This window comes from Synechococcus sp. Nb3U1 (assembly GCF_021533835.1).
Taxonomy (GTDB): domain Bacteria; phylum Cyanobacteriota; class Cyanobacteriia; order Thermostichales; family Thermostichaceae; genus Thermostichus.
This window is the reverse complement of sequence record NZ_JAKFYQ010000001.1, coordinates 886,349-912,031: the sequence shown is the minus strand read 5'-3', so window position 1 is coordinate 912,031 and position 25,683 is coordinate 886,349. Positions and strand designations below refer to the sequence as shown.

The window sequence follows — 25,683 nt, the reverse complement described above, 5'->3', positions numbered from 1 at the left end:
AGCGCTCCTAGCTCATTTTAAGATAGGGGCTGGCCTACCCTCTATCGGGCTACGGATTAATTTTGGCATTGTTGAGGATCCTAGAGCATGTTGTTGGAGCTAACCCCAGAAGAGTGTGAAGCGGTGATTCCGGTGGTGCCGACCCGCCTGCAGTATGCCGCCTACTGGAGCGATGCCCTCAAGAGCACCGGTCGCATCATCACGGCTATTTTGGTCGGTGTAGCACTGCTGGTGCTTTCCCGTGCCTTTGGCGAGGGATCCTTTCTTGGGGCCATTTGTTTTCTAGCCGGGATCCTCTCCTTGTTGTACCCCTTCTTGTGGGGGCCGCTCTACGGCATTTCCCGCCGCCAACTGGCGTTTCGAGAGATCCCTTATGGGGGCCTGTTTTTTGGACAGGTGTTGCGCACGCGCCGCATCAATGTAGTGGTAGAGGAACGGGAAAAGCTGGACGAAAACGGAGACCTGTATATCGAAGAGGTGCAGGAGCGGCAGTTTGAGATGGAAATGGGGGATGAAACCGGGGTCACCTATCGCCTGCGGGCTAAGGATGATCCCCGCTATGGGCGGATTGTGAAGAAGCAATCGGTGATTGGCTTGGTGAAAGCCTATTCCCGCGATCTGGAGCGGCGCCCTACCCTGAGCGAAATCTATGTAGTCAAGCTGGGGGAATGGGTGGGAGATGTTTCCTACCTGGATCGGGAGGCTTTTTTGGATATGGCGGACGAACTGTTAGAGCTACAAGCGCAAGGGCTGGCCGTGGAGAGTGGAGAGTGACCAGGGGATAGTGAAGTTAGAGCTACAAGCGCAAGGGCTGGCCTGATCCCAGCTTCACCCCCTGAACGACTTTTCTCTGTTTTGTATTTGTAGAGCTTTTATAAAACATTAGGGCCATCCGCAGCCCTTTTTCATCTACAGGGATCCCTCTCGAAAGGACCCCAAATCAAGTCAATTGCAAAACGCTTGCATTACGAAGTCACTTGTATTATCTTTGATCGTACATAAAGTGCGGTTTTCCTTCGTATTTACCGTAGATTATAGTGAGCTTTAGGACTTGTGTATGTCAGTGTTTTGTGTGGGTTTTGCTCGACGGGGATTTCTGGCAGCCACCGGTATGTTTGTGTTTGGTTTGGTCTTGAGCCGTCTGTTTATTGCGCTTAGCCAGGCTCAAGAGCGGGTAAATCTCACCTTGGTCAGCTATGCTGTCACCCGTGCCGCCTACGACAACATCATTCCTAAATTTGCTGCGCAGTGGGAAGCGGAAACTGGACAACGGGTGTTCATTGAAGCTAGCTATGCTGGATCTGCTACCCAATCTCGCGCCGTCATTGATGGGTTAGACGCTGACGTTGTGGCTTTGGCGATGGCTTTGGATATTTATCGGATCCAAGAAGCGAACTTGATCCAACCAGGCTGGGAAGACCGCGCCCCCAACGGAGGTATTCTGACTCGCTCTGTGGCGGTGATCGTCACCCGTGAGGGCAATCCCAAAGGGATCCAAGATTGGGATGATCTGGCTGAAGAGGGTATCAACGTGGTGACCGCCAATCCCAAGACCTCAGGTGGGGCACGCTGGAACTTTTTGAGCCTCTGGGGACACAAAACCCTAGTTCAAGAGGCAACTGATGATGAAGCGCTGGAGTTCACCACCCAGGTCTACCAAAATGCCGGCGTCTTATCTCGGGATGCCCGCGAAGCCACCGATGTCTTTTTCCAAAAAGGTCAGGGGGATGCCCTGATCACCTATGAGCATGAGGTCCTGCTGGCGAATAGGCGCGGCAAGAATCTGCCCTATGTCCTCCCTAGCTCCAGTATCTCGATTGAGAATCCCGTCGCCGTAGTGGACGAGATTGTGGATCGCAAGGGTACCCGCGAAGTGGCAGAGGCGTTTGTGGCATTTTTGTTTACCCCCGAGGCCCAGCGGGAGTTTGCCGCCGTTGGCTTTCGCCCTGTGAATAAAGAGGTGGCTGCCGAGTTTGCCGATCAGTACCCGACCCTCGACAACCTGTTCACAGTGGAGGATTTAGGGGGTTGGGATGCCGTGCAGCAACAATTCTTCGACGATGGGGCCATCTTCGATGACATCCAGGCGCAACTTTGACAACGGATGACAACGCTGAAATCAAGCCCTGCTGGGCGACAAACGGATCAAAGTCTCGGTTCCTGTCAAGCAATGGGATCCAACTAATAGCAAAGGTACAGCCCTTTCCAGCGATATATACCACAGATACATACCACAGTCGATGCAGGCCAACCCTTTGTCCAACAAGAATTTCTTCTTGACCTTGTGTTGTACGTGAAGTCGGAAAAGACTGTAGTAACTGAAATCACGGTTGGCTTTCTAGACACATCCCAGACCGCCCTAGCTGGTGAGCTGGAATTGAATCCTAAAACACTTGCATTCTAAGCTTGACCGTGGTAGATTCAACCTTAATTAGCGGTTATTCGACCGGAATACCGTGGAATTGAGTACTGTAAGATTATGTCTCGTCTAGCCAGCATTCGTTTCATCGCCAAAGGCACGTAGCATGGGCATCACGATTGAAGGGGTTTCAAAGCGGTTTGGAGATTTTCAAGCTCTGCAACCGACGGATCTCACCATTGAAACGGGATCCCTTGTTGCTTTGCTAGGGCCATCGGGATCTGGGAAATCCACTTTGCTGCGGCTGATTGCCGGCCTGGAGATGCCCGATACTGGGCGGATCTTGCTCACCGGACGGGATGCCACCTATGCCAGTGTGCAGGAGCGCAACATTGGCTTTGTATTCCAGCACTATGCGCTGTTCCGGCACATGACGGTGCGGCAAAATGTCGCCTTTGGCCTGGAGATCCGCAGAGCATCGCGGGCAGAGATTCGGGCGCGGGTGGATGAGCTGCTGGAGTTGGTACAGCTCTCAGGCTTTGGGGATCGCTATCCCTCGCAGCTCTCGGGCGGGCAACGGCAGCGGGTGGCGCTAGCCCGGGCCTTGGCGGTGGAGCCGCAGGTATTGCTCTTGGATGAACCCTTCGGGGCCCTCGATGCCAAAGTGCGCAAGGAGCTACGGGCTTGGTTGCGGCGGCTACACGATGAGGTGCATGTTACCACCGTGTTTGTCACCCATGACCAAGAGGAGGCGATGGAGGTGGCGGATCAAATTGTGGTGATGAGCCACGGCCAGATCGAACAGGTGGGATCCCCGGCGGAAATCTACGACCATCCGGCCACCCCCTTTGTGATGAGCTTTGTGGGGCAGGTGAATGTCTTGCATCCGAAGTCTGCCCTGTCCTGCCAGTTACCTGAGTTTCAGGGATCCCAGCAGGTGTTCTTGCGCCCCCATGATGTGCTAGTCGAGACGGATCCCTGCAGTGGTGGAGTCTCGGCGCAGGTACAGGATGTGCTGCACTTAGGTCGAGAAATTCAAGCGGAGTTGGTTCTCCATGATGGCGGATCCCTGTGGGCACACCTGAGCCGCGAGCAATATGCCGCAACCCCCATCCAGCGGGGTCAACGGGTGTATGTACGACCCAAAGCAATCAAGGCATTTCCCATGGATTCAAATCATCGGGCAGTACAGAACAGCTCTATTCCTGCCTGAGATAACCTCACTATTCTGGGTTTAATATGTGTTCAGAGGAACACCCTTAACTAACTCTGTTACCAAGATAGATAGCTCAACTTGATTCTTCAACTTGATTCTATAAGATTAAGATCACCTGAGCAGAGGTCAGAGTGACCTTTCAACGCAACTACAGCCTTTTCCGACTTCACGCAGACTCTTGAGCTAAGCAAAAAACCTTATGAAGCAAGGGATTGAGCTGAATCTGCTGTATCTCCCATTTCTGTCAGATTTCATAGGATAATACGAGCTTCAGGAGCAAAATTCATCATCACATTCACCATCACATTGATGTCGCTAACCGGTTGAAAGTTATCTTGCAATAGGCAGACAAATAGGGCAAATTCCGTCACCTGCTACTTCTGGCAAAACTCGATAATCTGGATAATCTGCTCCATGGCTCACTCAACCTAAAGCGTGCTCACACTGAACTACCCTCTATGACTTTATCTGCTGCTCCTTCACAGTCTAACGTCAACTCCTTCAAGGCTCTGGCCAATCTATCGTGGCCGTGGCGGGTGACCTTCATCTATTTGTTCTTCATGCTGTTGGTGCCCCTGACAGCCTTGGTTCTGCGGGCGAGCACGGTGGGGCCGGCGGAGTTCTGGCGGATTGCCACGGATCGGGTGGCGGTGTCTACCTATGAAGTTACCTTCGTTACGGCGTTGATCGCGGCCTTAATTAACGGCATTTTGGGCACCCTGACGGCCTGGGTGCTGGTGCGCTATCGGTTCCCATGCAAAAAAATGATCGAGGGGATCATCGATTTGCCTTTTGCCCTCCCCACGGCAGTGGCAGGGCTGACCCTGGCGACGGTCTACAGCAACAATGGCTGGATGGGATCCCTGGTCGCCCCTATGGGAATCCGCATCTCCTTTACCCGCTTGGGGGTGGGGGTGGCGATGTTGTTTATCTCGCTACCCTTTGTGGTGCGGACGGTGCAGCCGGTATTGCAGGAGATCGAAAAAGAGGTGGAAGAAGCCGCTTGGAGTCTGGGGGCCTCTCGCTTTCAGACCTTTTGGAAGGTGCTTTTACCACAGTTGATGGCAGCCATTTTGACGGGGGTGGCACTGGGCTTTTCGCGGGCGGTGGGGGAGTACGGATCGATTGTGATCATCGCCTCTAGCATTCCCTTTCGAGACTTGATTTCGGCTGTGCTGGTGATCCAACGACTGGAGCAATATGACTATGCGGGCGCGACCGTGATCGGCACGGTTTTGCTCTTGATCTCGCTAGTTTCGCTCATTGCTATTAACCTCTTACAAGCCTGGGGGCGTCGCTATGAAACCTGAGATCTACGGCCAAACTGGGATCCTTCCACCCTCTCAACACGAGCGCCCAGGAAAATCTCAAGGCTCCCGGGTACAGTGGGTGTTGATTGGCATAGTGGTTGTCTATATTGCCTTGCTTTTAGGGATCCCGGCAATCAATGTGTTTTATCAGGCGTTTAAGGGTGGCATTGGGCCATTTTTCCAGAATCTAACCCAGCGAGATTTTGTTAGTGCCCTATGGCTGACAGTAATGACAGCCCTGATTGTGGTGCCCCTCAATACAATTTTTGGGGTGTGTGCTGCTCTGGCGATTGCCCACAAAAGATTTCGAGGGCGCACATTTTTACTAAGTCTGATTGATCTGCCTTTTTCCATCTCGCCGGTAGTAGCGGGTTTGATGTTTGTGTTGATCTTTGGTCGCCAGGGGTGGCTGGGGGATTGGCTGCAAGCCTGGAATATGCGGGTGATCTTTGCGTTTCCGGGGATCGTGCTGGCCACAACCTTTATCACCATTCCCTTTGTGGCGCGGGAAGTGTTGCCCGTGCTGGAAGAAGCCGGCACCGATCAAGAGGAAGCAGCCAAAACCCTAGGAGCCAATCCCTGGCAGATCTTCTGGCGGGTGACGTTGCCCAACATTCGCTGGGGCCTGCTCTACGGGGTCATCCTCACCAATGCGCGGGCCATGGGGGAATTTGGCGCAGTAGCAGTGGTCTCAGGCAACATCATCGGTCGCACCCAAACCCTACCCTTGTTTGTGGAGGATGCCTACAAGAGCTATGCCACCCCCTCGGCCTATAGTGCAGCGGTGTTACTGTCTTTGTTAGCGCTGGTTACTATCCTTGCCAAAGAAGTTCTGGAGCGAAGAACCCCAGTTCGATGAAGGAACAACTGCAAGAAAAATCTGTTTTTCGGTCATTTTTGGGGTGTCTGGATCGGCCCTAGGGCATAAGACTTCTCCAAAAAATCAAGGGCATGGTTCCGCAAATCATGATAGTTTTGCATCTCCCTCAAATCATGTCGGCTGGGGCGAGGGCGCGGCAGATCCACTGTCAAGATTTCGCCAATTCGGGCTTTGGGCCCATTGCTCATCAGGATGATTTTGTCTGACATATAAACAGCTTCATCTACATCGTGGGTAATCATGATTACCGCCTGCCGATGTCCCTCCCAAATGGCCAAAACCTCCTCCTGCAGGCGGCGGCGGGTTAAGGCATCCAAAGCGCCAAAGGGTTCATCCATCAGCAACAACTTGGGTCGAATTGCCAAGGCACGGGCAATGCCAACCCGCTGCTTCATCCCACCCGAAATTTGGTCAGGATATTTATTGGCCGCCGCCTCTAGATGCACCAGTTGAATGTGGGCTTCGACAATCTGGCGCCGTTCTTGCAGAGATTGGGTTTTGAGCACCTCATCTACCGCCAGTTGAATGTTTTCTCGCACCGTCAACCACGGCAACAAGGAATAGTGTTGAAACACCATCATCCGCTCGGCTCCGGGCTTGCGAATGGGCTTACCCTCTAAGGTCAGAGAGCCCTCGGTGGGTTGCTCTAACCCTGCCACCAATTTGAGCAAGGTGGATTTGCCGCACCCAGAATGCCCAATAATCGAGATATATTCGGTTTCACCTACAGTCAGATCAATGCCATTGAGCACCACCAGATTCTGGCCTTGGGGATCTCGATAGGCTTTCACCAAGCCCCGGATCTCTAAAAACTTCTCTGATGAATGGGCGGCATCTAGTGTCTGGGAAAACGGCACAGGATAATTCATCAAAACCACCTCCTTCTGTTTAGCTTCTCTCACTGCACAGCCATGGCCTAACCCACCACAACCGTCTCAGACGGCACAACCCCTGTCTCCGGGATCCCCAGAACCACAGCCGGACAATTTCCTAACAGCCGTACCAAGGGATGTTGGGATGACCGGCAGCCCACGATCAAAATCTGGATCCCTTCTTGGGCGACCACCGTTTTCAACTCCGCAGCCGGATCCCCAAACCGCAAATGGGCATGGAGTTGCCCCCGCCATTCATCCGCGAGAGCACGGGCTTGATGGAGTAGGACATCAGCCTGGCTGAGGGCGGGGGCATTGCTTTTCAGGTTGGGATCCCCGACAAACACCACATGCAGAGCCACAATTTGCGAGGTGGCAATACGAGTTTGATGAGCCATCCAAAGAGCTAAATCCAGGGCCGCGTGACTGCCGGGGGATCCGTTATAGGCAACCGCCAGCTTGAGATAATCTTGGGGGGCATCACTTTGGGATCCTGAAACCAAAATAGGCGGATGTAAGGCTGGATGATCTAACCCATCCTGGAGCTGTTGCAAAATTGGGCGCAAAAACGGAGAGGACTGTAATGTTTTTTGGGTCTTCATGGTGAGATCTCCGGTGAAGAGTGTTCACGTCAGTATGCACTTGGCGCAGTGAGAAGAAGAATCTTTGGAACTGGATTGGACTCAACGTCTTGACCTTATGACGGATAAAAAGCTAACGGGCGATTGGCTCGAATCTCAAAGCTATTCAGATAGCCCACTGGGTCACCCGCATCAAAGGCTTTGTTGTCGATAAATACTTCTGCTGGCTCAAGCTTGAAATCCTCCGCCGGGCAGGGGATCCCCATATCAGCGGCAATGTCCCGGTAGAGATCGGTGCGCCAAGCCCGTCGGATCCGCTCTTCTACATCAGCGGGGATCTCCGGGATCTGACCCCAACGGGCCGCCTGAGTAACTAGCCAGATGCCCTGGGATTGCCATAGAAAGGTGGAGTGATCTTGCTCGGGATGGGGCAAATCCTCCGGAAGCCGGAAAAATAGCGTGCTGTCTGGCATCTGGCGGATGCGATCCTGTTCATCAAAGCCGCCGTAGTTATAGTTCCCGACAATGGCGGGGCTGGTGTAGCGAGTTGGGGCACCCGTATAGGCTCGGGCCGAGATCAATTCTGCTATCTCCTCCCGGTGTTCATCGCAGTAGCGACAAGCCTCGATCATCGCCATCACCAGGGCGCGATAGGTGCGAGGATTCTTTTCAATAAAGTTCTCCATCACCGCCAACACCCGGTCGGGATGACCTCGCCAGACCTCTTTGCCATGGGCGAAGGTGAACCCTACCCCCTCATTGCCCGTGATGGCGCGGGTATTCCATGGCTCCGCCACCATGTAGGCTTGCATGGCGCCAATACGAATGTTGGTCACCATCTGGGGCGGCGGAATGATGATGATACGAAACCCTGCGATCGGATTGATCCCGGCATCAGCGGCCAAATACCGGATGAAGTATTCGTAAATGGCCGAACTGAGCACCGTGGCCCACAGTCGCCGCTGGCTGGGCAAAGTTTGAAAGTAGCCACGAAAGTCTCGCCCAAAGGCTTCTAGATTCCCGGCATACTCATACCAAGGCCGCAAGCCAGCCTCCCACATGGCAGGGTTCATGGTCATGGCATTGCCGTGGCGGTGAATGGTCATGGCCGCACACATAGGCGCTCGCCGCGCTCCTTCCGCCCCCAAGCGGGCATTGGTTACAGCCCCGGCCACCACAGGCGAAGCATCCAACCGCCCGAAGATTACCCCATCCCGAGAGTTGGCCCAACTAGATTCGCGATTGAGGCGGACATTCAGCCCATATTTCCGAAAGAAGCCCTTCTCATAGGCCACTGCAAACGGGGCACAATCGTTGACCGGCACATAGCCCACCGTCAAATTGGGCTTCTCCAGAGAACTCGGATCCACCACTGGCTCGATGTCGGCTGCTTGTACGGTTGGATAGATCCTGCCTGTTAGGATCCCAGCCCCGGCGGCGCCCAACCCTCGCAATAAGCTGCGCCGGGAATGAGGTCTTGAGAGCATGAAAAAACCTCGCAATCGTATCGATAGATCAAGTCAGAAAATCAAAGAAAATCAAATCAAAGACCAGCACCAGAGCAACTTCCTACCTCAATGTGGGGATATTAGGCCCTGCTCCTAGTTAGTCATTGCCAGGTTAGTCATTGCCAGGATGATGAGCCGAACCGCGGGATCCCTCTCGGTTAGCCTTGGGCTGCCGGTCGATGGGTCGCCCACACTTGGATCTGGCCCAATAGGTAGTCCAACACCAACCCCGTCACTCCAATCACCAGCACCGATAAAAATACAGCGCTGAGATTGAGACGGTTCCACTCATCCCAGACGAAAAAGCCAATACCAATGCCGCCCGTGAGCATTTCCACCGCCACAATCACCAACCAGGCGATCCCCAAGCTAATCCGCAAGCCTGTAAAGATGTAGGGCAAGGCTGCCGGCCAAATAACCTTGAGGATTTGCCGCCAACGAGGCATTTCCAATACCTGTGCCACATCCAGATAATCTTGCGGCACACTGGCCACGCCGACGGCAGTATTGATGATCGTAGGCCAGAGGGAAGTGATAAAAATTACGAAGATGGCGGAAGGATTGGCCAAATTAAAGATAGAAAGAGCAATCGGCAACCAAGCCAGGGGAGAAACCGGCTTCAATATCTGCACGATCGGGTTGAACATCAGCCATGCTGAACGTGACATTCCCAGCCAAAATCCCATCGGAATGGCCACAACAGCACCCAACAAAAAACCTGTCAGCACTCGCCTTAGGCTGGCCAAAAGCAACCAGCCTATCCCCAAGTCCCCGGGGCCCCGGCGATAAAAGGGATGCAAAATGTAATCCAAATTGGCCACGAACGCCTGAGGTGGGGTGGGCATCAAGTCGCTGCGCCAGAGGGCTATCCCCCACCACAAGGCCAAGAGGATCCCGAATCCGGCCGAAGGCCAAAGTATTTGCTCTTGAAAGACCCAGGCCCACAGTCGCCGCACCCAGGCAGCCGTATCATCAAATCTATTCTGCATAGGGGCATCCGTGGGGAGTGAAGTAATAGGAGAAAGCAGAGGACTCTGGCCAAAAGCCCAAAAACCTCTGTCACCACTGATGTTCAGCCCCGTAGGTCTCTAACGAACGAAACTCCGCTCACAGACGGATCCCTCATTCTTTAGCCACCTCTTAATGCCGACGGAGTTAGCTGACGGGCTAGAGCTAAGAGATACTCTCCCTGGCGTATGCTCAGAGTAAGCCCCTGGAAATGGTTCCCCCGCTTCTGCATTTAGATCGGTGAGTCGGCAGACTGAATGGCCCTTAACCCAGTGTGACCCGCAGAATTAGGCTGGCTGACATGAAATTATGGTATCTATGCAGCCTAATTCCTGTCAAGCTACCGTCACGTACAATAAATTCCCAACTTGAGGATTTTAAAGTTCTATTTGATTTCGATCTATACATGATCTATGTAGAGATCTATACAGAACTATCCTTGAGAGTTAATCTCATTCATGAATCTCACCCATGAATCGAGATGGCTATTTTGGATACACCTATTTTGAACACACATAATACAGCTAATACAGCTCTTGAGGCCAAGGGCACGCTAGCGCGTTCGCCTGTAGCGGCCCATAGGGCAACGCTCGTCACCTTGCATAGGCTATGTCACCAGAGTATTTTTCTACAATCTTTCAGGTAAAGTCTTTCAAGGACACAAGCATTGTTGTAGGAAAACCGCGCAAGAGCTGAATCTACAGAGGGTTGTCGAGGATGAGAGATAGCATCTCTTGTACAGGCCTGATGCCTCCCACAAGAATCCTCTGGCTTGTGCAAAACCTGTTTGTTCCTCTTGGTTCAGGATGAGATCTGAGGTTAGGCTATTCCCATTCCGGGGTAGCAGGGATCCCTGTAGCACTGACCGGATAAGCAACCTAGCTGTATGTGAGGTAGAGCTGAGGTGAATTGGAAACTTGTTCGCCTGACCGCTGTGCTGTCGCCTGTCCTAGTTTCTTGGGGATCCCTAACCTGGGCGGGAGAGTATTTCACCGAGGAAGTGACCAGTCCTAGTTTGGAGATCATTCACGGTTGGCGGCAGGACGTGTACGGCATTACGGTCACCATTACCAATACCAGCCTGGGATCCTTTCAGGTGCCGATGGAAATCGACCTAGAGGATCGGGACAGTTGTGAGCGTGCCGACTTGGTGCTGACCAACAACCGCACCATGCCGATGGGATCCTTTCAGGAATGCATTCTCAACCTCTTTCCCTACCTGGATAAGTTCATCAACCAAGAGGTCTCCAGCATTCAAGTCACCTTAAGCGGGGCCAGCCCTCTTCTGGAGATTCCGGTAGAAGAGTCGGATCGGCTGATTTTGGCGCAGGTGGCTAACCAATCGCGGGAAGCCTTTGTTTTCTTTCAGCAGGAACTGGCTCGAGTTTTGGAGCTTCTGCAGCAATCGGATCCTGGCCCAAGCGAGACCGCCCAACAGCCGCCTTCTCCTGAACCCACCGCAACCCCAGCGGCATCTGCTGCCAATCCGGGCGATTTTGTCATTGTGGGGCAAATTCGGGAAGAACGGGTGGGAGCCGGCAGCCGCCTGAGTGTGGAGGCGATCAACCGCAGTACCCGCACCGTGTTGAATGCCCAAGCCCGCTTTAGCTTTTATCAAGGGGAAAACGTGGTGGATACACGGGTGGCGGGGTTTGAGCCCAGCGATGTGCCTGCCGGAGAACAGGCCTTTGCCAGTGTGCTGAAAACGGAGGCCAACTGGGATCGCGTCACGGTTACTTTCCAGTGGCAGTAGACTTGTAGTCAATCTTACAGTCATTATGTCATCGAGATCCGGTGAGAACCTTGGCAGAAATACCACTTCTCATCTCACCTGATGCTCAGCGCCCCAAATCATCCAAACTAAAGGCGCCGCCAGGGGTAGTCAGGAGAAAATCTCCTCGCTCTTGGGTCAGACCCACCGGGCGACTGGGGAAGGCTACCAGGATCCCTTCCAAACGCAGCATTTCTGCTGTCGGATCGTAGGCTAAGCGCAACTCAAAATCCCGCAGATCACGACGTACTTCCACACGGCGGATCCCTTCTTCCGTCAGGCCCAATCGGAACCGCCAGTGATTTTGCCATTGCGTGCCGATAGTGGCATCTAGATCCACCCCGTAGGTGGAAATCTCACCCAGTTTGGGGTCGTAGACAGCTTGCAAGGAATAGCTGATCCCTGGCTCATACACATCCAAACCGGAGCGCTGATCCCGGTTGAAGGTGGTACTGCTACGTCCCCGATATTGTAGGCGGACTGGCCGCAGTTCCCCTTCGTTCAGGTCATAGGCGGTTTGCAACTGAATGTTGAACAGATCGGGGGTGGTGTTCCAGGTGAAGTTGGCGTTGACTACATCCCACTTTTGGTTGATGAAGTCGTAGCCGGCGGTGGTGTCCAGACGCAGCAGATTTTTCACCTCCGCCTGCAATTCCTGCAGGTTCCGGGTGGCGATCGCCTCCAAATCTTCTTGTGTATCATCAGGGAACGTCAGGGCTATCGGCAGCTCACCAGGCAGGTCATCTTCAAAGGCAATGTAGCCAGGTGGCACGTTGGGCAGGAGATCGCGGGGGGTAAAGAAGCTGATGTTGGCGTTGATGCGATCCACATCTTTGGGGCTGGTGGAAAGGGTCTGAAAGGGCACGGAGTTGTTGCCGTAGAAGGTGCGGCTATAGCGCAGATCGATGGTGTTCCAGTCGGCAGGCCTGAGGCTAAGGCGGGGGTTGAGACTGACGGTGGATTCCTGGTCGGGGGTGGAGTAGAGTACCTGGCTGTAGTCGATGGAGCCGGGTATAACTGTCACCCAACGGGCCGGTTGAATGTCGTTAAACCGCAGGCTGGAGCGCAGCTCGTAGCGATTAAAAAAGTTGAGGCCGGATCCCACTTCTCGATCTGGTTGTTGCTCCTGGGTCAGGGTGAGGGCATTGGTGAGGGAGATATCGGGGGTGATGCGGATTAGGTCGGGGTTGAAGGCCAACTCGAAGTTGCGGCGTGGCTCGTTGTCGCCATTGGAGCTGCTGTAGGCGCGGTAATTGAGGCGGTAGCTACCTCCCCAGCCGGGCGGGGTTAGTTGCGTACCCAAAGTCAGACGGGCATCGGCAAAGTCGGGGCCATCTTGAATGCTCACCCGCTGGTTGTAGTCCAGCCGCAAGTCCGATTGCAGCCAGTGCACGCCCCCGTAGCGTTGGTTGTGGCTGAGGGTAAGAGGAAAGCTGTAGGTGCCCCGCTCCTGGGATCCGGTGCGGCTGATGTTCAGGGTGGTGGTGGAAAGATCCCCCTGGAAGGTGGAGTTGAGGCGTAAATCGGCGTTATCGTTACGCCCCCCCGCCGGACGGTAGGTGTTGTCCAGGTTGAGGTTGAGCTGACCCCGCAGTTGCCCCGCTTGGCCAAAAATCGTGGCGGCGTAAAAGTTGAAGTTGTGATCCACCCGGAAGCGACTGGACATCCGCTGTTGATCCGCTTCTGTGACCAAATAAAATTGGGCCCGCCCATAGTTGACGCTGTCGGTGATGGGCAGAATGTAGTCGTGCAGGAAGCCCACCCCCAAGCCTTTTTTCTGGATGGCATCCACCCGCAAGCCGCCGAAGTTGTACTCATCGAAGCGATAGGCCCAGCTGGACTTGACGAACACCCCTTCCGTTTCGCTTTGCCCGGGCAGAATCCACTGGTGATCTCGCAAGCTATACACAAACAGCGGAAAGTAGGCGATCTGGGTGCCCGCCTGCAGATCGCCCTGCTCGGTAAGCTCCCCACCAGCAAACATGCGCGCGTCGTAGACCATCACCCGGTCATCCGGGAACACCTCCACCCGATCCCCCTGCACGTAGTGGGTAATGGGCGGCTCTGGCGAGGTGGTGATGGTGGCCTTCTCGAAGAAGATCTGATCCCCCAAAAGGGCGGTGGTCTCTTCGCTGCGCACAAAAACTTTCGTCCCCGGCTCTTCCCCCGGCAGGATCACCAGCGAGGTTTCAAATTGGGCGGTACGGCTAGGGATATCCAGATCCAGGTTTTCCCCTTGAATTTGGCGTATCCCGCGTCCTTGCGGGCCAGGGGGCTGCTCCATGAGGAAGGGGCCATCGCTGCGCAAGCGCCGTTCTCGCCGATAAAACAACAGCCGGTTGCCGGTAATGCGGGTGCCATCGGAAAGCTGGATCAGGGCGTTCCCCTCGACGATGCCCAGATCCTCTTCGGCGATGTAGCTGAGCACATCCCCATTGACGTTGATTTGATCCGGATCGAGGGGGATTTGTCGTTGGGCGGTGGCGGTGGCCGACAGTTGCTGGCGAATCTGGGATCCTTGGCTGCTGGATCCGGGCAGATCTGGAGTGGGGGGGAGCGCCGCCTGCAGATCTGAGGAGGGGGAATCCGCTTCAGCTCCCAAGGTTCTCAAAAGAGGGAAACGCTCTAGCAGTTCTGGAGCCAGAGACAAACCCGAGGTAGAGGTCAATGTTTCTGTTGATGCTTCTGTTTCAGGTTCTGCTTCGATGGAGGACGGGGATCCCTTCTGTAGCAGGGGGAAGTTTTCTACCAGCTCCGGATCCAAAGGGGATCCCTGGGAGAGCATACCCCTCAGCCCCAGCTCTCCACCCGCCTGCGAAATCAACAGCGGGGCCGTTTCCGGGAAAGACGGGATCCGACCCAACTCCTCTTCTTCACTGGCGTTCTCCTCGGGTTTGCCGACGGCCACGGTCTCGGAGGAGGAGGAACCGGGGGTGAATGGCTCCAACCCATCGTTGGAGCGCAGCCAGGGTTGCTCTTCCACCCGCAGGGCGGAAGCTTGGGAAGTCGTGGGTTGTGGGGGCTGAGTCGAGGTCAGGGTCGGAGCTGGGGGATTAGGTGTCGCCTGAACCCGCCCCGCCGTTGGCGGGGTTGTGGCCTGTTGTGCTTGTCGTTGGGCATGGGCTGCCGCCCCTTCCGCCAACAGACGTTGGATGCGCTGCCGGTTCAGCTCTTCCGAGGTGAGGGCTGTGGCAGGAGCCGTTTCTTGCTCTTGAGAATAGGAGGAACTCGTTGGGGCCGTGATGGGTGGTGGCGAAGCATCCGGGATCCCAGCGGTCGCTAGAGGGGATGCAGAAGCAGAGGCAACGGTGGAGGAAATCGAGGGAGCACCAGCCTGGCTGGGCTGTTGCGCCTCCGCCAGAGTCAGGGGATCTCCCAACAAGCTTGCACCCGAGGGGGCGGTGGGTTCTGGGCGGGGATCCCGGCGGGCCAGTTGTAGGCGTTGGGCGGGGGTTTGCATGGCCCAAAACCGCTGATAGCCCTCCATCTCGGTGGGTAGGGGCTCCAGCTGCGCAAAAACCGCCTCCCCCATCACCAACCAAAGGGATCCGCTACAACACAAGGCCAACCAGGCGGTTCTCGCCCAAGAGCCAAAGCCATCTGGGAAGTTGCAGGATTTCACCGTAAAAACCGCCACAGTAAAGAAAAGCCTACCCCACCGAAAATCATATTCGGCAACCAGGCCGCTAGCCAAGGATCGATATGCTCCACTCGACCCATCGCTCGCCCCAGGCTCATCAGTACATAGTAAATAAACACCAGAACAATCGCTAGCGCCACGCCTCCGTAGCGTCCGGTTTGCCGCACCGTTTGCAGACCCAAGGGGGCCGCCACTAGGACAGCGAAGAAACTGGCCAAGGGAATGGCGAACTTGAGGTGATATTCCGTCAGGCAGCGGGCGACATCTGCAGAGGGGCGCTGTTCCTGTCGGTAGCGCTGGCACTGATCCCATAACTCTCCAGCCCGTTGTTCTTGGGGCACCTTTTCGGCGTAGATCAGGCCCACCAGTTTATTGACGATGTTCAGCTCCATTTCTTCTACTTGGCCCTCGTAGTAGGTACGCCCCTGCTGGTCATAACGACGCACCACCACGTCCCGCAGTTGCCAAGATTGCCCCACTTGTTGGGCCGTTTGGGCAGAAATCACCTGCGGGTAGCGCAAATGCCCAGTTTCCGCTTTGCGATCCAAAATCACCAAATCCCGCATCAAGCCGGTTTCGGGGTCGATGGAGCCGACATGAAACCAGAGGTCATCATCTACCCGCACGATCTCTTCCGGGTTAAACAGGATGGCATCCTGAGCCAAGATCAGATTCTTGTTCAGGGTTTTCACCTTCTGGTTGGTCTGGGGCACAATCACTTCGTTGGTAAACAGGGCCAAACCACTCACCAGCAACCCAATACAGAGCACCGGAATAAACACTTTGCGATAAGGGATCCCGGCGGCACGCAGGGCGATGATCTCGCTGTCGGCTCCCATTTTGCCGAGGGTTAGCAGGGTGGCAAATAGGCCGGCAATCGGGAAGGTCACCACCAGGATAGCGGGCAGATTGAGGATGAGAATGTGCAAAATTGTTAGCGGAGGAGCACCCTTTTTCACTAATAGATCGGCATAAATGAATAGCTGGTTGCCCAGCATCATTACGGTGCCCCCCGCCACCCCCAGAAAGAAGGGGCGAATCATCTCCTTGAAAAGGTACAGCTCCAAAAAGCCTGCCCCCAACTGCAGGGATCCCCAAAAACCGCCTCTCCGGGGAGGGGCGGTACGGGGTTTGGGATCGGGTTCTGTGGAGCGCGGCGCGCTATCGGCATATTGGGTGGTCATCTCACCTCCACAACTTCAGTCAGCCTTCCCAACACCCCCAGCCCCTGACACCCCAGAGCGGATCCCCGGCTGGGTACTTTAGAGGGAATCGGTGATGCGAAATTGAAACATCCCCTGCTGCGCCTCATCTCCTTCGACGGTGTATTCATCCCGATCCATATCGAGGGTGACCCACTTACCGCTGAGGCGGTTGGCACCTCGACACATCTGATCCAACGCATTCCGACCGGGTAAGGCTTCGGTACTGCCGCGCGGGATTGGGTTCATATCACCCCGATCGCAGAGGACAACGGGATCCCGTTCGGCGGTGATTTTGAAAATCTGTTCTTGATCAAAGTAATCGGCGCGATCTCCTTCAATGGCCCGATTGGCCTGCACGATCACCACATTGCCAAAAAAGCGGGCATCGCTGCTGGCCTGGTCGATCTCCACCCGATCCGCATAGATCACCGTGGGTTGATCTACATCCGCCTGAGTCTCTGGATTTTGAAGGCGCTGCGCCAGCCAATCCCCCTCAATTTGCTCAATCAGCACATCCCCACTCAACTCCACCATCTCAGGCGTAATCGTGGCTTGCATCGCCCTGGCTTTACGTCCCCGCTGAATAAACTCCACGGCATCGCTAAACTCCGAGGTTTCGGTGCGGGAATTGTAGACCAAACGGGCAGCTCGCACTTCAGTTTCCGCCTGCCTCAGCTCATTCGTCAGGGATCCCCCTTCTGGGGTGGGGGTGGCAGCGGCCATCTGCTGGTAGAGCACGTCTTCCTCAAAGAAGAAGATCTTGTCGCGGTGGTTGCCCTCTAGGCGGGCGGAAGTCAGCACCCGGCCCGGTTCTCGTAGGGTGACCCCCCCTGTCAAAATGCTCTGGGATTCGCGGCGGCGGTAGGTGCCCTGGGCGGACTCGATGAGGGTTTCCCCCTGTTGGATCTCCAGGTTGCCTTCCCCTTGAGCAATTTGGGTGTTGCGGTCGTAGGTGAGGCGGTCGGCGATGATCGTCACCTCCTGATCTTGTTGATCTTGAGTGGATTCGGGGTTGGGAGAAGCCTGGGCCAACGCCAGATCCGCCAGCAGCGGATCCCGATCGCCATCGCTGGCCAACTCCTGCAACACCACCCCTCCGGACAAAATACTTTGGGCCTGCTGGCGTAGGTAGGTGCCCTGAGGGGCGCGAATCTCGATGCCACTTTCTTGAATGAGCAGGTTGCCTTCCCCCTGGGCCACTTGGTTGGTGCGGTCGTAGGTGATCTGGTCAGCAGTGATGGTAGTGGAGCCGGGATCCGCAGCAGCACTGGCTAACCATTGGGGGGCGCTAGCAGGATCAGCCATGGCAATTTGGGTGGCCGCAGGGCTATCGGGGGGCAACACGATCAGCTTGCCCTGTTGGGCACTGAGGAGGGCAAATTGAAAGTTAAAGGAGCCGGAGCGGCCATGCAGCACCATTTCCTGCCCCTTAAGGGTGAACTCTGCCGGCACTTCGATGCGCTCTTCGGGGGTCACTTTTAGGGCGCTAGTCAGAAGCAGGCTGCCATCATCACTCTGCACCCGGACATCTTCCTGCAGGTGAAGTTCATCAGCGGTGGCATTGTAGCGGGCTTGGTTGGCTCGCCAGGTCATTTGTTCGCTGCTATCAAAAAAGGGATCCGGCTCTCCCTGGCGCTGGGGGGCAGGTTCCCCGTAAAAGTACCCGTGCGCCCCCTGCTCAAACACCTGCTGGCCTGTTGCCGAGTCCACCTGTTCGGCGATCAACCGCCAACGCTGATAGCCTCCCCGACGACCGAGAATATCCACCCTGCGGCTAACGGAGGCCGGCTGCTCGACGGGAGGCGCCTCCACCTTCACTTCTTCGATATCGATGAACAAAGCCCAGCCAATCAAAGCAGCCAGGATCCCGCTCCCCAACAGGGCCACGATCAGGTTGGAATTGAATAATCGCCGCATGCTGTTCTCGCTGCTCTCTCACCTCAACCCCTAACCTGCGCTGGAGCCGATACCCCGCTCCGGCACACTAGGCTGTAGCTTATCTTAAATTTCCCAGTAGCATCCGGGGGATCCCCCGCACACCTGTCGGCTTGGGCTCGAACCGGCGACTCAGCCAAGGCGACTCAGCATAAACCCCAACCCCAGAAATAGCCCCACCCAAAAGTGCAGAGCGACAGCGATGAACTTCGATTGGCTAATTCGCTGCGGCTGGTCATGATAGGTACCCAACAACCGCGACAGCTGCACCGCAAAGGGGATCCCCGCCAAGCTGAGCAACGTCCAAACCGGAAATATCCCCAAACCCACAAAGATCGCCGTCAACCCAAAAATGCTGCCACAGATCCAGGGGATAAGGCGAGCCGAGCGCAGGGTCCCCAGCCGCACCACCGGCGAGCGCTTGCCGGAGGCCAGATCATCCTGAACCTGATGAAAATGGGAACAAAACAAGATCAAACTGGTGACCATCCCCACCACCAAAGAAGCCGCTAGCCCCGTCAGCGACCAGGTTTGAATTTGGCTGTAGTGGGCGGCCAGAACCGCCAATGGTCCAAAGCTGAAAAAGCAGAGGATCTCCCCAATGCCCTGATAGCCCAGACGCAAGGGTGGCCCTTGGTAGGCATACCCCAGCCCACAGGCGATCAACACCAGCACCAGCACCGTCGGATCCGATTGCCGCCAGCTCAGCCATAGGATTCCCAGTAGGCCGAGGGCTAAGAAAGCGTTGCCCACCCAAAACACCTGCTCCGGCTTACCCGTCAGATTCACCAGCGAGTGATGCTTGTTTTTGTCGATACCCGTTTGTGCATCGAAGACATCATTGCTGATGTTGATCCAGGCCAAAATGCAGATGGCAGCCCCCAAAAATACCGCCAAAACCCGCCAATCCATCGCCCCCACCTGAGCATAGGCAATGGCGGATCCCACCCAAATCGGCATGATCGCCACACTGTACATGGGAGGCTTGATGGCGGCTATCCACAGTTGTTTGCGCGAGGGGCCGCTCCAGGAAGCCTGTTCGGAAGGTTGCACTGGGCTAGCACCGAGATCCATGCGAGTTCTCCTTGGCGGTTCTGGCTGTATGAGCAAATCTCTACCTGTTCTATACAGTAGAGTGCTTCAACTCAGAAAGCCGTGGAGTTTGAAGGATCCTTGCCAGCCAGAGGGAATCAAACTCTCCGAGAGCCTGAATCCCCCTCTCATAACGGCAAGCGGATCCAGCGGCGCGGGCAGAAATTCACCCCCGCGATAATCCAGGAGCTGTACCAACAGCAGATAGCCCACCCCCAGCGCAATCGCCAGGATCCCTGTGACAACCGCTACCCATTTGGGCCGTTCCATGATGGGTTCCTCCCCAAAACCGCTGGATCTACTAGACCTACTAGATTTGATAGATCTGATCTACAGAATCTTATAAATCTTATGATGCGCTATGCCCCTACTGGGGTGGAATCAGCACCGCATCAATGACGTGGATAATGCCATTGGCCGCCTCGATATCGGGGGTGATTACCGTCGCGTCGTTGATTTTGATCACGCCATTTTCAATGGTGACAGTCACAGGGGATCCCTCTAAGGTGGTCACCTGCTGGCCAGAGCTGAGCGCGCTGGATGGGGCGGCAGCAGGCACAACGTGATAGGTGAGAATGCGTACCAATTCAGCCTGATTTTCTGGCAGGAGCAGACTCTCTACAGTTCCTTCGGGCAAAGCAGCAAAAGCATCGTTGGTGGGGGCAAAGACCGTGAAGGGGCCTTCTGCTTGGAGTGCCCCAACCAAATCTGCGGCCTGCAAGGCGGTGACCAAAGTGCTGAAGTCGGGATTACCGGCAGCAATCGTAACAATATCTGACGGAGCAGGAGTAGGGCTGGGAGATACGGTGGGCGGAGGGGAAGGAGGAGACACCGCCGTGTCGCCACTAGAACTTCCGCAGGCAGCCAGCAGCGCAGCGGCGAGGATGGCCAACCCAGCCAGAGAAAATTTACGAATCATGATTAAATTTAATCAATTGAAATGTTCGCCCCAATTTTAAAAAGCAAGCTTGGGAATTACAAAGGGGGAGAAGGGAATTCTCGGGGTACTGTTGCCGCAACACCGGCTACTCGAAAGCTCTGCTTTGAGGCGATATGGTGTTGGTGTGACAGGCTTGGCAGGTGGAACGATGAACGGGATCCCTTCCTGGTTACGGCAAATTCGCCGTTGGTTGCCCTGGGTAGCATTGCTTCTTGTCTTGGTGGTGATTGGCTACTGGGTCGGCCCTAGGCCTAGACCCTACGAACGGGATCCAGATCTGCCCACCCTTGCCGCCCTGCCCCAACATCCGCGCATTCGAGTGGAGTTTAACCAAAGCCGCGAAAGCACTTACCGGGATCCCTATCGACAGATCTATCGCTACGGCTACAACCTGGAAGACCTGATCGTGTCGCAGATTCGCTCGGCCCAAAACTCCGTCGATATTGCCGTCCAAGAATTGAACCTGCCCCTGATCGCCCAAGCTTTGGTGGAACGTCGCCAGGCCGGGATCCCTGTGCGTTTTATTACTGAAAACTCCTACGTGCGGGCCTGGCATGAGCTCACCCCTAGCCAAGTCCAGGCGCTAGATGAGCGCAGCCGAGGCAAATTTGAGGAGTATCGCAACCTGGTAGATGTGAACCGGGATGGGCAATTTTCGCAAGAGGAGATCGCCACACGGGATGTGTATGCGGTGTTGGATCGGGGCAACGTGCCCTGGCTGGATGACACCGCCGACGGCTCTAAGGGGAGTGGTCTGATGCACCACAAGTTTGTTGTCATTGACGGGCAAAAAGTGTTGATGGGATCCGCCAATTTCACCCTTTCTGATATCCACGGCGATTTTGATTCTCCCGGCAGTGTTGGCAATGCCAACCACATGGTGCTCCTGGACAGTCCCGAGCTAGCCCGCATCTACACCGATGAATTCAACGTCTTGTGGGGGGATGGCCCCGGCGGTTTGCCCGACAGCCTGTTCGGAGTGCAAAAGCCCAGACGACCGCTAGAAACCGTCTTTATTGCCGATGCGATCGTGGGGGTGCATTTTTCCCCCAGCAGCCGTTCTCTACCCTACGAAGCCACCTCCAACGGCATCATCGCCGCCACTTTAGCCCAAGCGCAGCAACAGGTGGATCTGGCCCTGTTTGTCTTCACCGATCAAGGCATTGCCAACCAGATGAAGCAACTGCGCCGGGAGCGCAATGTGGAAATTCGCGGCGTGTTCGACCCTGGTTTTGCCTTTCGGGATTACAGCCGCACCCTAGAAATGTGGGGGCTGCTGCTGCCTGGGGAAAACTGCACGGTGGATCCGGTGCGTTTGCCCTGGACGATGCCCGCTCAGTTGGTAGGGGTGCCCAATCTGGCCCGTACCGATAAACTACACCACAAGTTCGGCATTATCGACCCTGGTACTCCTAGCGCCACGGTGATCACGGGATCCCACAATTGGTCGGTGGCGGCCAACCACACCAATGACGAGAACCTGTTGATCATCCGCAACAGCCAGGTGGTAGATCACTTTGTGCGCGAGTTCGACCGACTGATCACTGATGCCCGCTTTGGCCCTAGCCGCCGCCTACAACAACGGGCCGAAGAGGGATCCCGCCTCTGCCCCAACCCTGTACCCGCCACAGCTGCTTTGCCGGAGCCGGATCTGGAGCTAGAAGTGGAGGGGATTCCAGAGCCACAACCGACTGCCCCCCCGGTGGCCATCACCCCCGCCGCTCAACCGGCAGGATCCGCACGTATCAACATCAATACGGCCACAGCCGCGGAATTGGAACAGTTGCCCGGCATTGGCCCGGCGATTGCTCAGCGCATCATCGAGGCCCGTCCCTTTTCTTCTTTGGAGGATCTGCAGCGGGTGAATGGCATTGGCCCGGCTCGTCTAGAACAGTTGCGGGAGCAGGTGAGCTGGTAGTTCTTGTCTCGAAAAGACTGGGATCCGAGGAAATGCGCTCAAAACAGCTTGGCTGAACTCGGGGAGGGAGCCGTCGGGTCGTATTCCTAACGCCCATCCCGCTAACGCTAGCTACAAAGCGAAGGACTAAATCTCAGTAACCTCCCGCACCTTAGGGGCCACAAAATGCCACAGCGAGGAGCAACTCCCTCGATCAAGCCCGACGGCGTTCTTGGTCTTGCTCTTCTTGCTGTTGCCACTGGCGGATCAGCTCTTTGGCCGCTTGCGGGGTGAAATAATCTAGCTCCATCAGCTTGCGGTAGGTCATCACCTGCCGCATCTCCAGCGGCATATCCGCCTTTTGGAAAAAGTAGTGGATGCGGTTGATGGAGCGCTCCATTTCGGTAAACTCCTGTTCCCGCTTAAGCTGCTTTTCCTGCTTGAGCACCTCATGAGGGGCAGACATGCGGTTGTAATTCGGGATCCGCTGCGTACCGGTGGTTTTACTGGAGGCGGGAGTGCGGTGGGATCCAGTTTGTCGATTATTGGAGTCGTTGGACTTGAAGAAGGAGAACATCGATAAACCTCGCAGAGGCGGTTGGGGTGCAGTGGCCTTGACAGAAAATCGACAGTATCAAGCTTAGATGAAGAAGTCGGTGATCGGGATCGCTTTTGAGAAAATTCCGTAGTCGCGGGAGATCAAAGGTATCTGCCCCAAAGGTCTGCGGTGGAGCAAGCTCGAGAAAAGCTAAAACCAAGCTTGAGATAGGCCAAGCTTACAGTATAAATACGGAAATTAGCAACTAGTGTATCCAAAAAATTCAAAATATTTACGTGTTTTCGCCAAGGATCCCGGCTGTTCTAAGGAGATCTTCCCTGGGTTCTCCCTCTGAGACCCATTACAGATGGGATTCATCCCCACTGAGGAGCCAGGTCACGGAGACCCCCAGTGCTTTGGCAAAGGCCACCAATTCTTTATCGATCACCCGCCGTTTCCCCTTTTCCACCTGGCCGATCTTGACGTAGTCCAACTGCACTCCGTACTTAGCCAAGCGACCCGCCAGCTGATCTTGGGTGAGTTGCAGCCGCTCACGCACCCAGCGCACCCGTTCCCCAATCAAATTGGCCGAGGGAGAGTTCTGGTCGGGGTTGAACTCCATGGGAGCGAAGGATTGTAAAGATTCTTTAGCTAAGCTGAGAGGGCCAACGACCTGCCAAGCTTTGCATGATAGCTTGGGCTGGCAAAGACTTCTGCCCCAGATGCATATGAATCGCTCTGAGGTTGTGGTGTGGTATTTGCTTGCCTAAATACAATCCTACAACAAGGCTTGATCGAAAATCGCTTACCGGTTTTTTCGGAGATAACCAACTTCTGATAGCCACTTCTAGAATTGGATCCCGCTTGAGGCTCTGTCTGTTTCCAAGAAATCCCTGGGCAAAAAAAGGGCATGATCGATTTTCGCTCGCGGCAGCAGAAGAAACTTTCCTAGACTGGTAGGTGAAGTTCTCTCCTCCCCTGACTGTGGCTTTTTCGCGTCCTCATCCTCAAGTGTCCGCCTCTTCCTCTCAGGAACTTGACGATTTCTGGTCTGACTCCGCAGCGACTCCAGATGGGCAAGGGATCCCCGTGGAGGCTGATCTAGAGCCCAGCGCCAACGGATCCCGGCTAAACGAAGATGCTGTCGATCACTATCTCAATGAGATTGGTCGTGTACCCCGCATCGATCACACTGAAGAAATTGAGCTGTCACGGAAAATTCAGCAAAAGCTCCGCATCGATCAAGCCCGACAGGAATGGCAAGAACAGAAGGGCGAGGATCCCAGTGAAGCCGAGCTGGCAGGGGTACTGCAGATTTCGGTACCCACCTTACGCTCCCGCCTTCGGCAGGGGGAACGGGCCCAACGCAAGCTGATCAATGCCAACCTCCGCCTGGTGGTCAGTGTTGCCAAAAAATATCTCAATCGGGGGGTGCCCTTTTTGGATCTGATCCAGGAGGGCAACGTAGGGTTGATTCGGGCCACCGAGAAGTTTAATGCCGAGCGGGGCTTTCGCTTCAGCACCTACGCTCACTGGTGGATTCGCCAGGGCATTACCCGCTGCATTGCCAACCAAGCCCGGACAATTCGCTTGCCGGTACATATGGTGGACAAAGTGCGTCTCCTCAAACGCACCAGTCGTGAACTGATGAAATCCCAAGGGCGACGACCCACTGAAGTGGAACTGGCGGAGGCTCTGGGCATCAAGGTCAAAAAATTGCGCATGATCCAGCAGGCTGCTGCTTTGCCCTTGTCGTTGGATGTGCCCGTCGGGCAGGAGGGGGAAAGCCGCCTTGGAGATCTGTTGCAGGATGAGCGCCAGGAGCAACCCATTCAAGGGATCCTCGTGCAGTCGATGCAGCAGGATGTGCGTTCTGCTATGCAAACCCTAAAACCCATCGAGCGGCAAGTCTTGGAGTTGCGCTATGGATTGGATGGGCAACAGGCAAGAACCCTGCGGGAAGTGGGAGATCACTTTAATCTGACGCGGGAGCGGATTCGGCAGATCGAGCGGGATGCTCTGCGCAAATTGCGGGTGGGGCATCCTTCGCGAGCTTTGGCCCAGTACATTCGCTGAGGAACCCGTTACAATCCCCAAAGACCCGCAGCTTTTGCCCTAGGAGTGGGATCCCCAGTTGAGACTTTTCCTGTCTTGGGCTGTCGGGGTTGACCGTAGCCCCCTAAAATGGCAGTGAAGTTGGCTTGATGGGGATCCTCCATGCAGACCCATTCCACCCCCTCCCTTCAGCAAGAGTGCTCGCCAGAACAAGCTGAGGTATGGCTGCGCGGATTGCTCAGCATCGCCTGGGCAGATGGAGAATATGACCCCAAAGAGCAAGCCCTGATCGAAGACTTAATCCGCTCGGAATGGCCGCAAGAGGAGGGCAAAACGCTGGATCCCCTTTCACCAGAGGCGTTGGCAGCCCAGCTACAGTCGCAATTTCGAGAGGATTTCCTACGAACAGCGGTGATGACAGCCGTTGCCGATGGGGTGTATTCCGAGTCGGAAGATCAGCTGTTACACCAATTTGCCACCGCCCTCGGGCTAGAGCTACCCCAGCTCAACCTGTTGAAAACCACTCTTGCCACCTCAGAAGCGGGATCCCGCCAAACCCTTACCCCCACCCAGGCCGATACCAGCCACACCGATCCGTTGGATCCCTTGCGCCACTGGATGGACGGGATCCAAGTCCACAACCCAAAGGTGGCACGGTTTTTGTGTCGTATGATCCCCTCCCAGTGCCCATTTGAGCGGGATGTGGTGGTGTTTGGCCACAAAGTCATGCACATTCCCCCCATGTGTAAACTCAACCCCCTCTACGATCAGGTGGTAGGGCTGCGCTTTCGGGCCTTGTCGTTATTGGCTGAGGAAGGGGAAGATACCACCCAATATATTTAGGGTGTTGGAAGTGAAGCACCCTTCAGCCATTCA

Annotated in this window: 21 protein-coding genes and 1 riboswitch; of the genes, 9 read left to right on the top strand and 12 right to left on the bottom strand. The window is 55.4% G+C overall.

The features are described 5' to 3' along the window. Window positions 1-87: 87 nt before the first annotated feature. From L1047_RS04170 to cysW, 5 genes are all read left to right on the top strand, one after another. Window positions 88-774 (top strand): hypothetical protein, encoded by a 687-nt coding sequence (locus tag L1047_RS04170; protein ID WP_235277559.1) that lies wholly within the window; start codon window positions 88-90, stop codon window positions 772-774. Between the two features lie 283 nt (window positions 775-1,057). Beyond that, the gene (locus L1047_RS04165) at window positions 1,058-2,098 is read left to right on the top strand and encodes a sulfate ABC transporter substrate-binding protein (RefSeq protein WP_235277558.1); all 1,041 of its coding nucleotides are present in this window, start codon (window positions 1,058-1,060) and stop codon (window positions 2,096-2,098) included. A 427-nt stretch (window positions 2,099-2,525) separates the two neighbouring features. After that, window positions 2,526-3,572, top strand: a complete 1,047-nt coding sequence (locus L1047_RS04160; RefSeq protein WP_235277556.1) for a sulfate/molybdate ABC transporter ATP-binding protein — start codon at window positions 2,526-2,528, stop codon at window positions 3,570-3,572. 461 nt (window positions 3,573-4,033) lie between these two features. Next, entirely contained in the window at window positions 4,034-4,885 is an 852-nt protein-coding gene (gene cysT, locus L1047_RS04155) for a sulfate ABC transporter permease subunit CysT (RefSeq protein WP_235277555.1), read from the top strand. After that, a complete protein-coding gene (gene cysW, locus L1047_RS04150) occupies window positions 4,875-5,744 on the top strand; it encodes a sulfate ABC transporter permease subunit CysW (RefSeq protein WP_235277554.1) in 870 nt (289 codons plus the stop codon). Before cysT ends, cysW begins: the two co-directional genes overlap by 11 nt. Before the next feature lie 32 nt (window positions 5,745-5,776). Here cysW and L1047_RS04145 read toward each other — a convergent pair whose 3' ends face one another. The 4 genes from L1047_RS04145 to ntrB form a co-directional block, all read right to left on the bottom strand. Then, window positions 5,777-6,634 carry an ABC transporter ATP-binding protein gene (locus L1047_RS04145; RefSeq protein WP_235277553.1) on the bottom strand — a complete coding sequence of 286 codons (858 nt, stop codon included), beginning with the start codon at window positions 6,632-6,634 and terminating at the stop codon, window positions 5,777-5,779. Window positions 6,635-6,681: 47 nt separating this feature from the next. Continuing rightward, the gene (locus L1047_RS04140; RefSeq protein WP_235277552.1) at window positions 6,682-7,239 is read right to left on the bottom strand and encodes a universal stress protein; all 558 of its coding nucleotides are present in this window, start codon (window positions 7,237-7,239) and stop codon (window positions 6,682-6,684) included. A gap of 95 nt (window positions 7,240-7,334) precedes the next feature. Beyond that, window positions 7,335-8,705, bottom strand: a complete 1,371-nt coding sequence (locus tag L1047_RS04135; protein WP_235277551.1) for a CmpA/NrtA family ABC transporter substrate-binding protein — start codon at window positions 8,703-8,705, stop codon at window positions 7,335-7,337. Window positions 8,706-8,884: 179 nt separating this feature from the next. Continuing rightward, the gene (gene ntrB, locus L1047_RS04130; protein WP_235277550.1) at window positions 8,885-9,715 is read right to left on the bottom strand and encodes a nitrate ABC transporter permease; all 831 of its coding nucleotides are present in this window, start codon (window positions 9,713-9,715) and stop codon (window positions 8,885-8,887) included. A 140-nt stretch (window positions 9,716-9,855) separates the two neighbouring features. After that, a riboswitch (cyclic di-AMP (ydaO/yuaA leader) is annotated at window positions 9,856-9,995 on the bottom strand. Between the two features lie 643 nt (window positions 9,996-10,638). Here ntrB and L1047_RS04125 point away from each other — a divergent pair. Next, entirely contained in the window at window positions 10,639-11,487 is an 849-nt protein-coding gene (locus tag L1047_RS04125) for a hypothetical protein (RefSeq protein ID WP_235277548.1), read from the top strand. 85 nt (window positions 11,488-11,572) lie between these two features. On the opposite strand, the gene L1047_RS04120 is transcribed toward L1047_RS04125, so the two are convergent. The 6 genes from L1047_RS04120 to L1047_RS04095 all read right to left on the bottom strand — a co-directional run bounded on the left by L1047_RS04120 (window position 11,573) and on the right by L1047_RS04095 (window position 20,296). Further along, window positions 11,573-15,142, bottom strand: coding sequence for a hypothetical protein (locus L1047_RS04120; RefSeq protein ID WP_235277546.1), 3,570 nt, complete (start codon window positions 15,140-15,142; stop codon window positions 11,573-11,575). Continuing rightward, window positions 15,124-16,329, bottom strand: coding sequence for an LptF/LptG family permease (locus tag L1047_RS04115; RefSeq protein ID WP_235277544.1), 1,206 nt, complete (start codon window positions 16,327-16,329; stop codon window positions 15,124-15,126). Before L1047_RS04115 ends, L1047_RS04120 begins: the two co-directional genes overlap by 19 nt. A gap of 78 nt (window positions 16,330-16,407) precedes the next feature. Beyond that, on the bottom strand, window positions 16,408-18,267 hold the full coding sequence (locus tag L1047_RS04110) for an LptA/OstA family protein (protein WP_235277543.1): 1,860 nt from the start codon (window positions 18,265-18,267) through the stop codon (window positions 16,408-16,410). Between the two features lie 150 nt (window positions 18,268-18,417). Then, window positions 18,418-19,359 carry a 2-carboxy-1,4-naphthoquinone phytyltransferase gene (gene menA, locus L1047_RS04105; protein ID WP_235277542.1) on the bottom strand — a complete coding sequence of 314 codons (942 nt, stop codon included), beginning with the start codon at window positions 19,357-19,359 and terminating at the stop codon, window positions 18,418-18,420. A gap of 66 nt (window positions 19,360-19,425) precedes the next feature. Continuing rightward, window positions 19,426-19,647, bottom strand: coding sequence for a hypothetical protein (locus tag L1047_RS04100; protein WP_235277541.1), 222 nt, complete (start codon window positions 19,645-19,647; stop codon window positions 19,426-19,428). 97 nt (window positions 19,648-19,744) lie between these two features. Next, window positions 19,745-20,296, bottom strand: a complete 552-nt coding sequence (locus tag L1047_RS04095) for a fasciclin domain-containing protein (RefSeq protein WP_328286026.1) — start codon at window positions 20,294-20,296, stop codon at window positions 19,745-19,747. Between the two features lie 169 nt (window positions 20,297-20,465). Between L1047_RS04095 and L1047_RS04090 the strand changes: the two genes are divergently transcribed. Further along, entirely contained in the window at window positions 20,466-22,235 is a 1,770-nt protein-coding gene (locus L1047_RS04090) for a phospholipase D-like domain-containing protein (protein WP_235277540.1), read from the top strand. Between the two features lie 193 nt (window positions 22,236-22,428). Here L1047_RS04090 and L1047_RS04085 read toward each other — a convergent pair whose 3' ends face one another. Together L1047_RS04085 and L1047_RS04080 are read right to left on the bottom strand one after the other, a co-directional pair. Then, on the bottom strand, window positions 22,429-22,791 hold the full coding sequence (locus L1047_RS04085; RefSeq protein WP_235277539.1) for a hypothetical protein: 363 nt from the start codon (window positions 22,789-22,791) through the stop codon (window positions 22,429-22,431). 322 nt (window positions 22,792-23,113) lie between these two features. After that, entirely contained in the window at window positions 23,114-23,374 is a 261-nt protein-coding gene (locus L1047_RS04080; RefSeq protein ID WP_235277538.1) for a helix-turn-helix domain-containing protein, read from the bottom strand. 467 nt (window positions 23,375-23,841) lie between these two features. Here L1047_RS04080 and L1047_RS04075 point away from each other — a divergent pair, with 467 nt between their 5' ends. Both L1047_RS04075 and L1047_RS04070 read left to right on the top strand, forming a co-directional pair. Then, window positions 23,842-24,828, top strand: a complete 987-nt coding sequence (locus L1047_RS04075) for an RpoD/SigA family RNA polymerase sigma factor (RefSeq protein WP_235277536.1) — start codon at window positions 23,842-23,844, stop codon at window positions 24,826-24,828. 141 nt (window positions 24,829-24,969) lie between these two features. After that, complete coding sequence (locus tag L1047_RS04070) at window positions 24,970-25,650, top strand: DUF533 domain-containing protein (RefSeq protein ID WP_235277534.1); 681 nt, start codon at window positions 24,970-24,972, stop codon at window positions 25,648-25,650. The last annotated feature ends 33 nt before the right edge of the window (window positions 25,651-25,683 follow it).

Bases quoted from the DNA above. Each gene is read 5' to 3' on its own strand.
- L1047_RS04170 (WP_235277559.1), top strand. From the start codon at position 88: ATGTTGTTGGAGCTAACCCCAGAAGAGTGTGAAGCGGTGATTCCGGTG.
- L1047_RS04165 (WP_235277558.1), top strand. From the start codon at position 1,058: ATGTCAGTGTTTTGTGTGGGTTTTGCTCGACGGGGATTTCTGGCAGCC.
- L1047_RS04160 (WP_235277556.1), top strand. From the start codon at position 2,526: ATGGGCATCACGATTGAAGGGGTTTCAAAGCGGTTTGGAGATTTTCAA.
- cysT (WP_235277555.1), top strand. From the start codon at position 4,034: ATGACTTTATCTGCTGCTCCTTCACAGTCTAACGTCAACTCCTTCAAG.
- cysW (WP_235277554.1), top strand. From the start codon at position 4,875: ATGAAACCTGAGATCTACGGCCAAACTGGGATCCTTCCACCCTCTCAA.
- L1047_RS04145 (WP_235277553.1), bottom strand. From the start codon at position 6,634: ATGAATTATCCTGTGCCGTTTTCCCAGACACTAGATGCCGCCCATTCA.
- L1047_RS04140 (WP_235277552.1), bottom strand. From the start codon at position 7,239: ATGAAGACCCAAAAAACATTACAGTCCTCTCCGTTTTTGCGCCCAATT.
- L1047_RS04135 (WP_235277551.1), bottom strand. From the start codon at position 8,705: ATGCTCTCAAGACCTCATTCCCGGCGCAGCTTATTGCGAGGGTTGGGC.
- ntrB (WP_235277550.1), bottom strand. From the start codon at position 9,715: ATGCAGAATAGATTTGATGATACGGCTGCCTGGGTGCGGCGACTGTGG.
- L1047_RS04115 (WP_235277544.1), bottom strand. From the start codon at position 16,329: ATGACCACCCAATATGCCGATAGCGCGCCGCGCTCCACAGAACCCGAT.
- L1047_RS04110 (WP_235277543.1), bottom strand. From the start codon at position 18,267: ATGCGGCGATTATTCAATTCCAACCTGATCGTGGCCCTGTTGGGGAGC.
- menA (WP_235277542.1), bottom strand. From the start codon at position 19,359: ATGGATCTCGGTGCTAGCCCAGTGCAACCTTCCGAACAGGCTTCCTGG.
- L1047_RS04100 (WP_235277541.1), bottom strand. From the start codon at position 19,647: ATGGAACGGCCCAAATGGGTAGCGGTTGTCACAGGGATCCTGGCGATT.
- L1047_RS04095 (WP_328286026.1), bottom strand. From the start codon at position 20,296: ATGATTCGTAAATTTTCTCTGGCTGGGTTGGCCATCCTCGCCGCTGCG.
- L1047_RS04090 (WP_235277540.1), top strand. From the start codon at position 20,466: ATGAACGGGATCCCTTCCTGGTTACGGCAAATTCGCCGTTGGTTGCCC.
- L1047_RS04085 (WP_235277539.1), bottom strand. From the start codon at position 22,791: ATGTTCTCCTTCTTCAAGTCCAACGACTCCAATAATCGACAAACTGGA.
- L1047_RS04080 (WP_235277538.1), bottom strand. From the start codon at position 23,374: ATGGAGTTCAACCCCGACCAGAACTCTCCCTCGGCCAATTTGATTGGG.
- L1047_RS04070 (WP_235277534.1), top strand. From the start codon at position 24,970: ATGCAGACCCATTCCACCCCCTCCCTTCAGCAAGAGTGCTCGCCAGAA.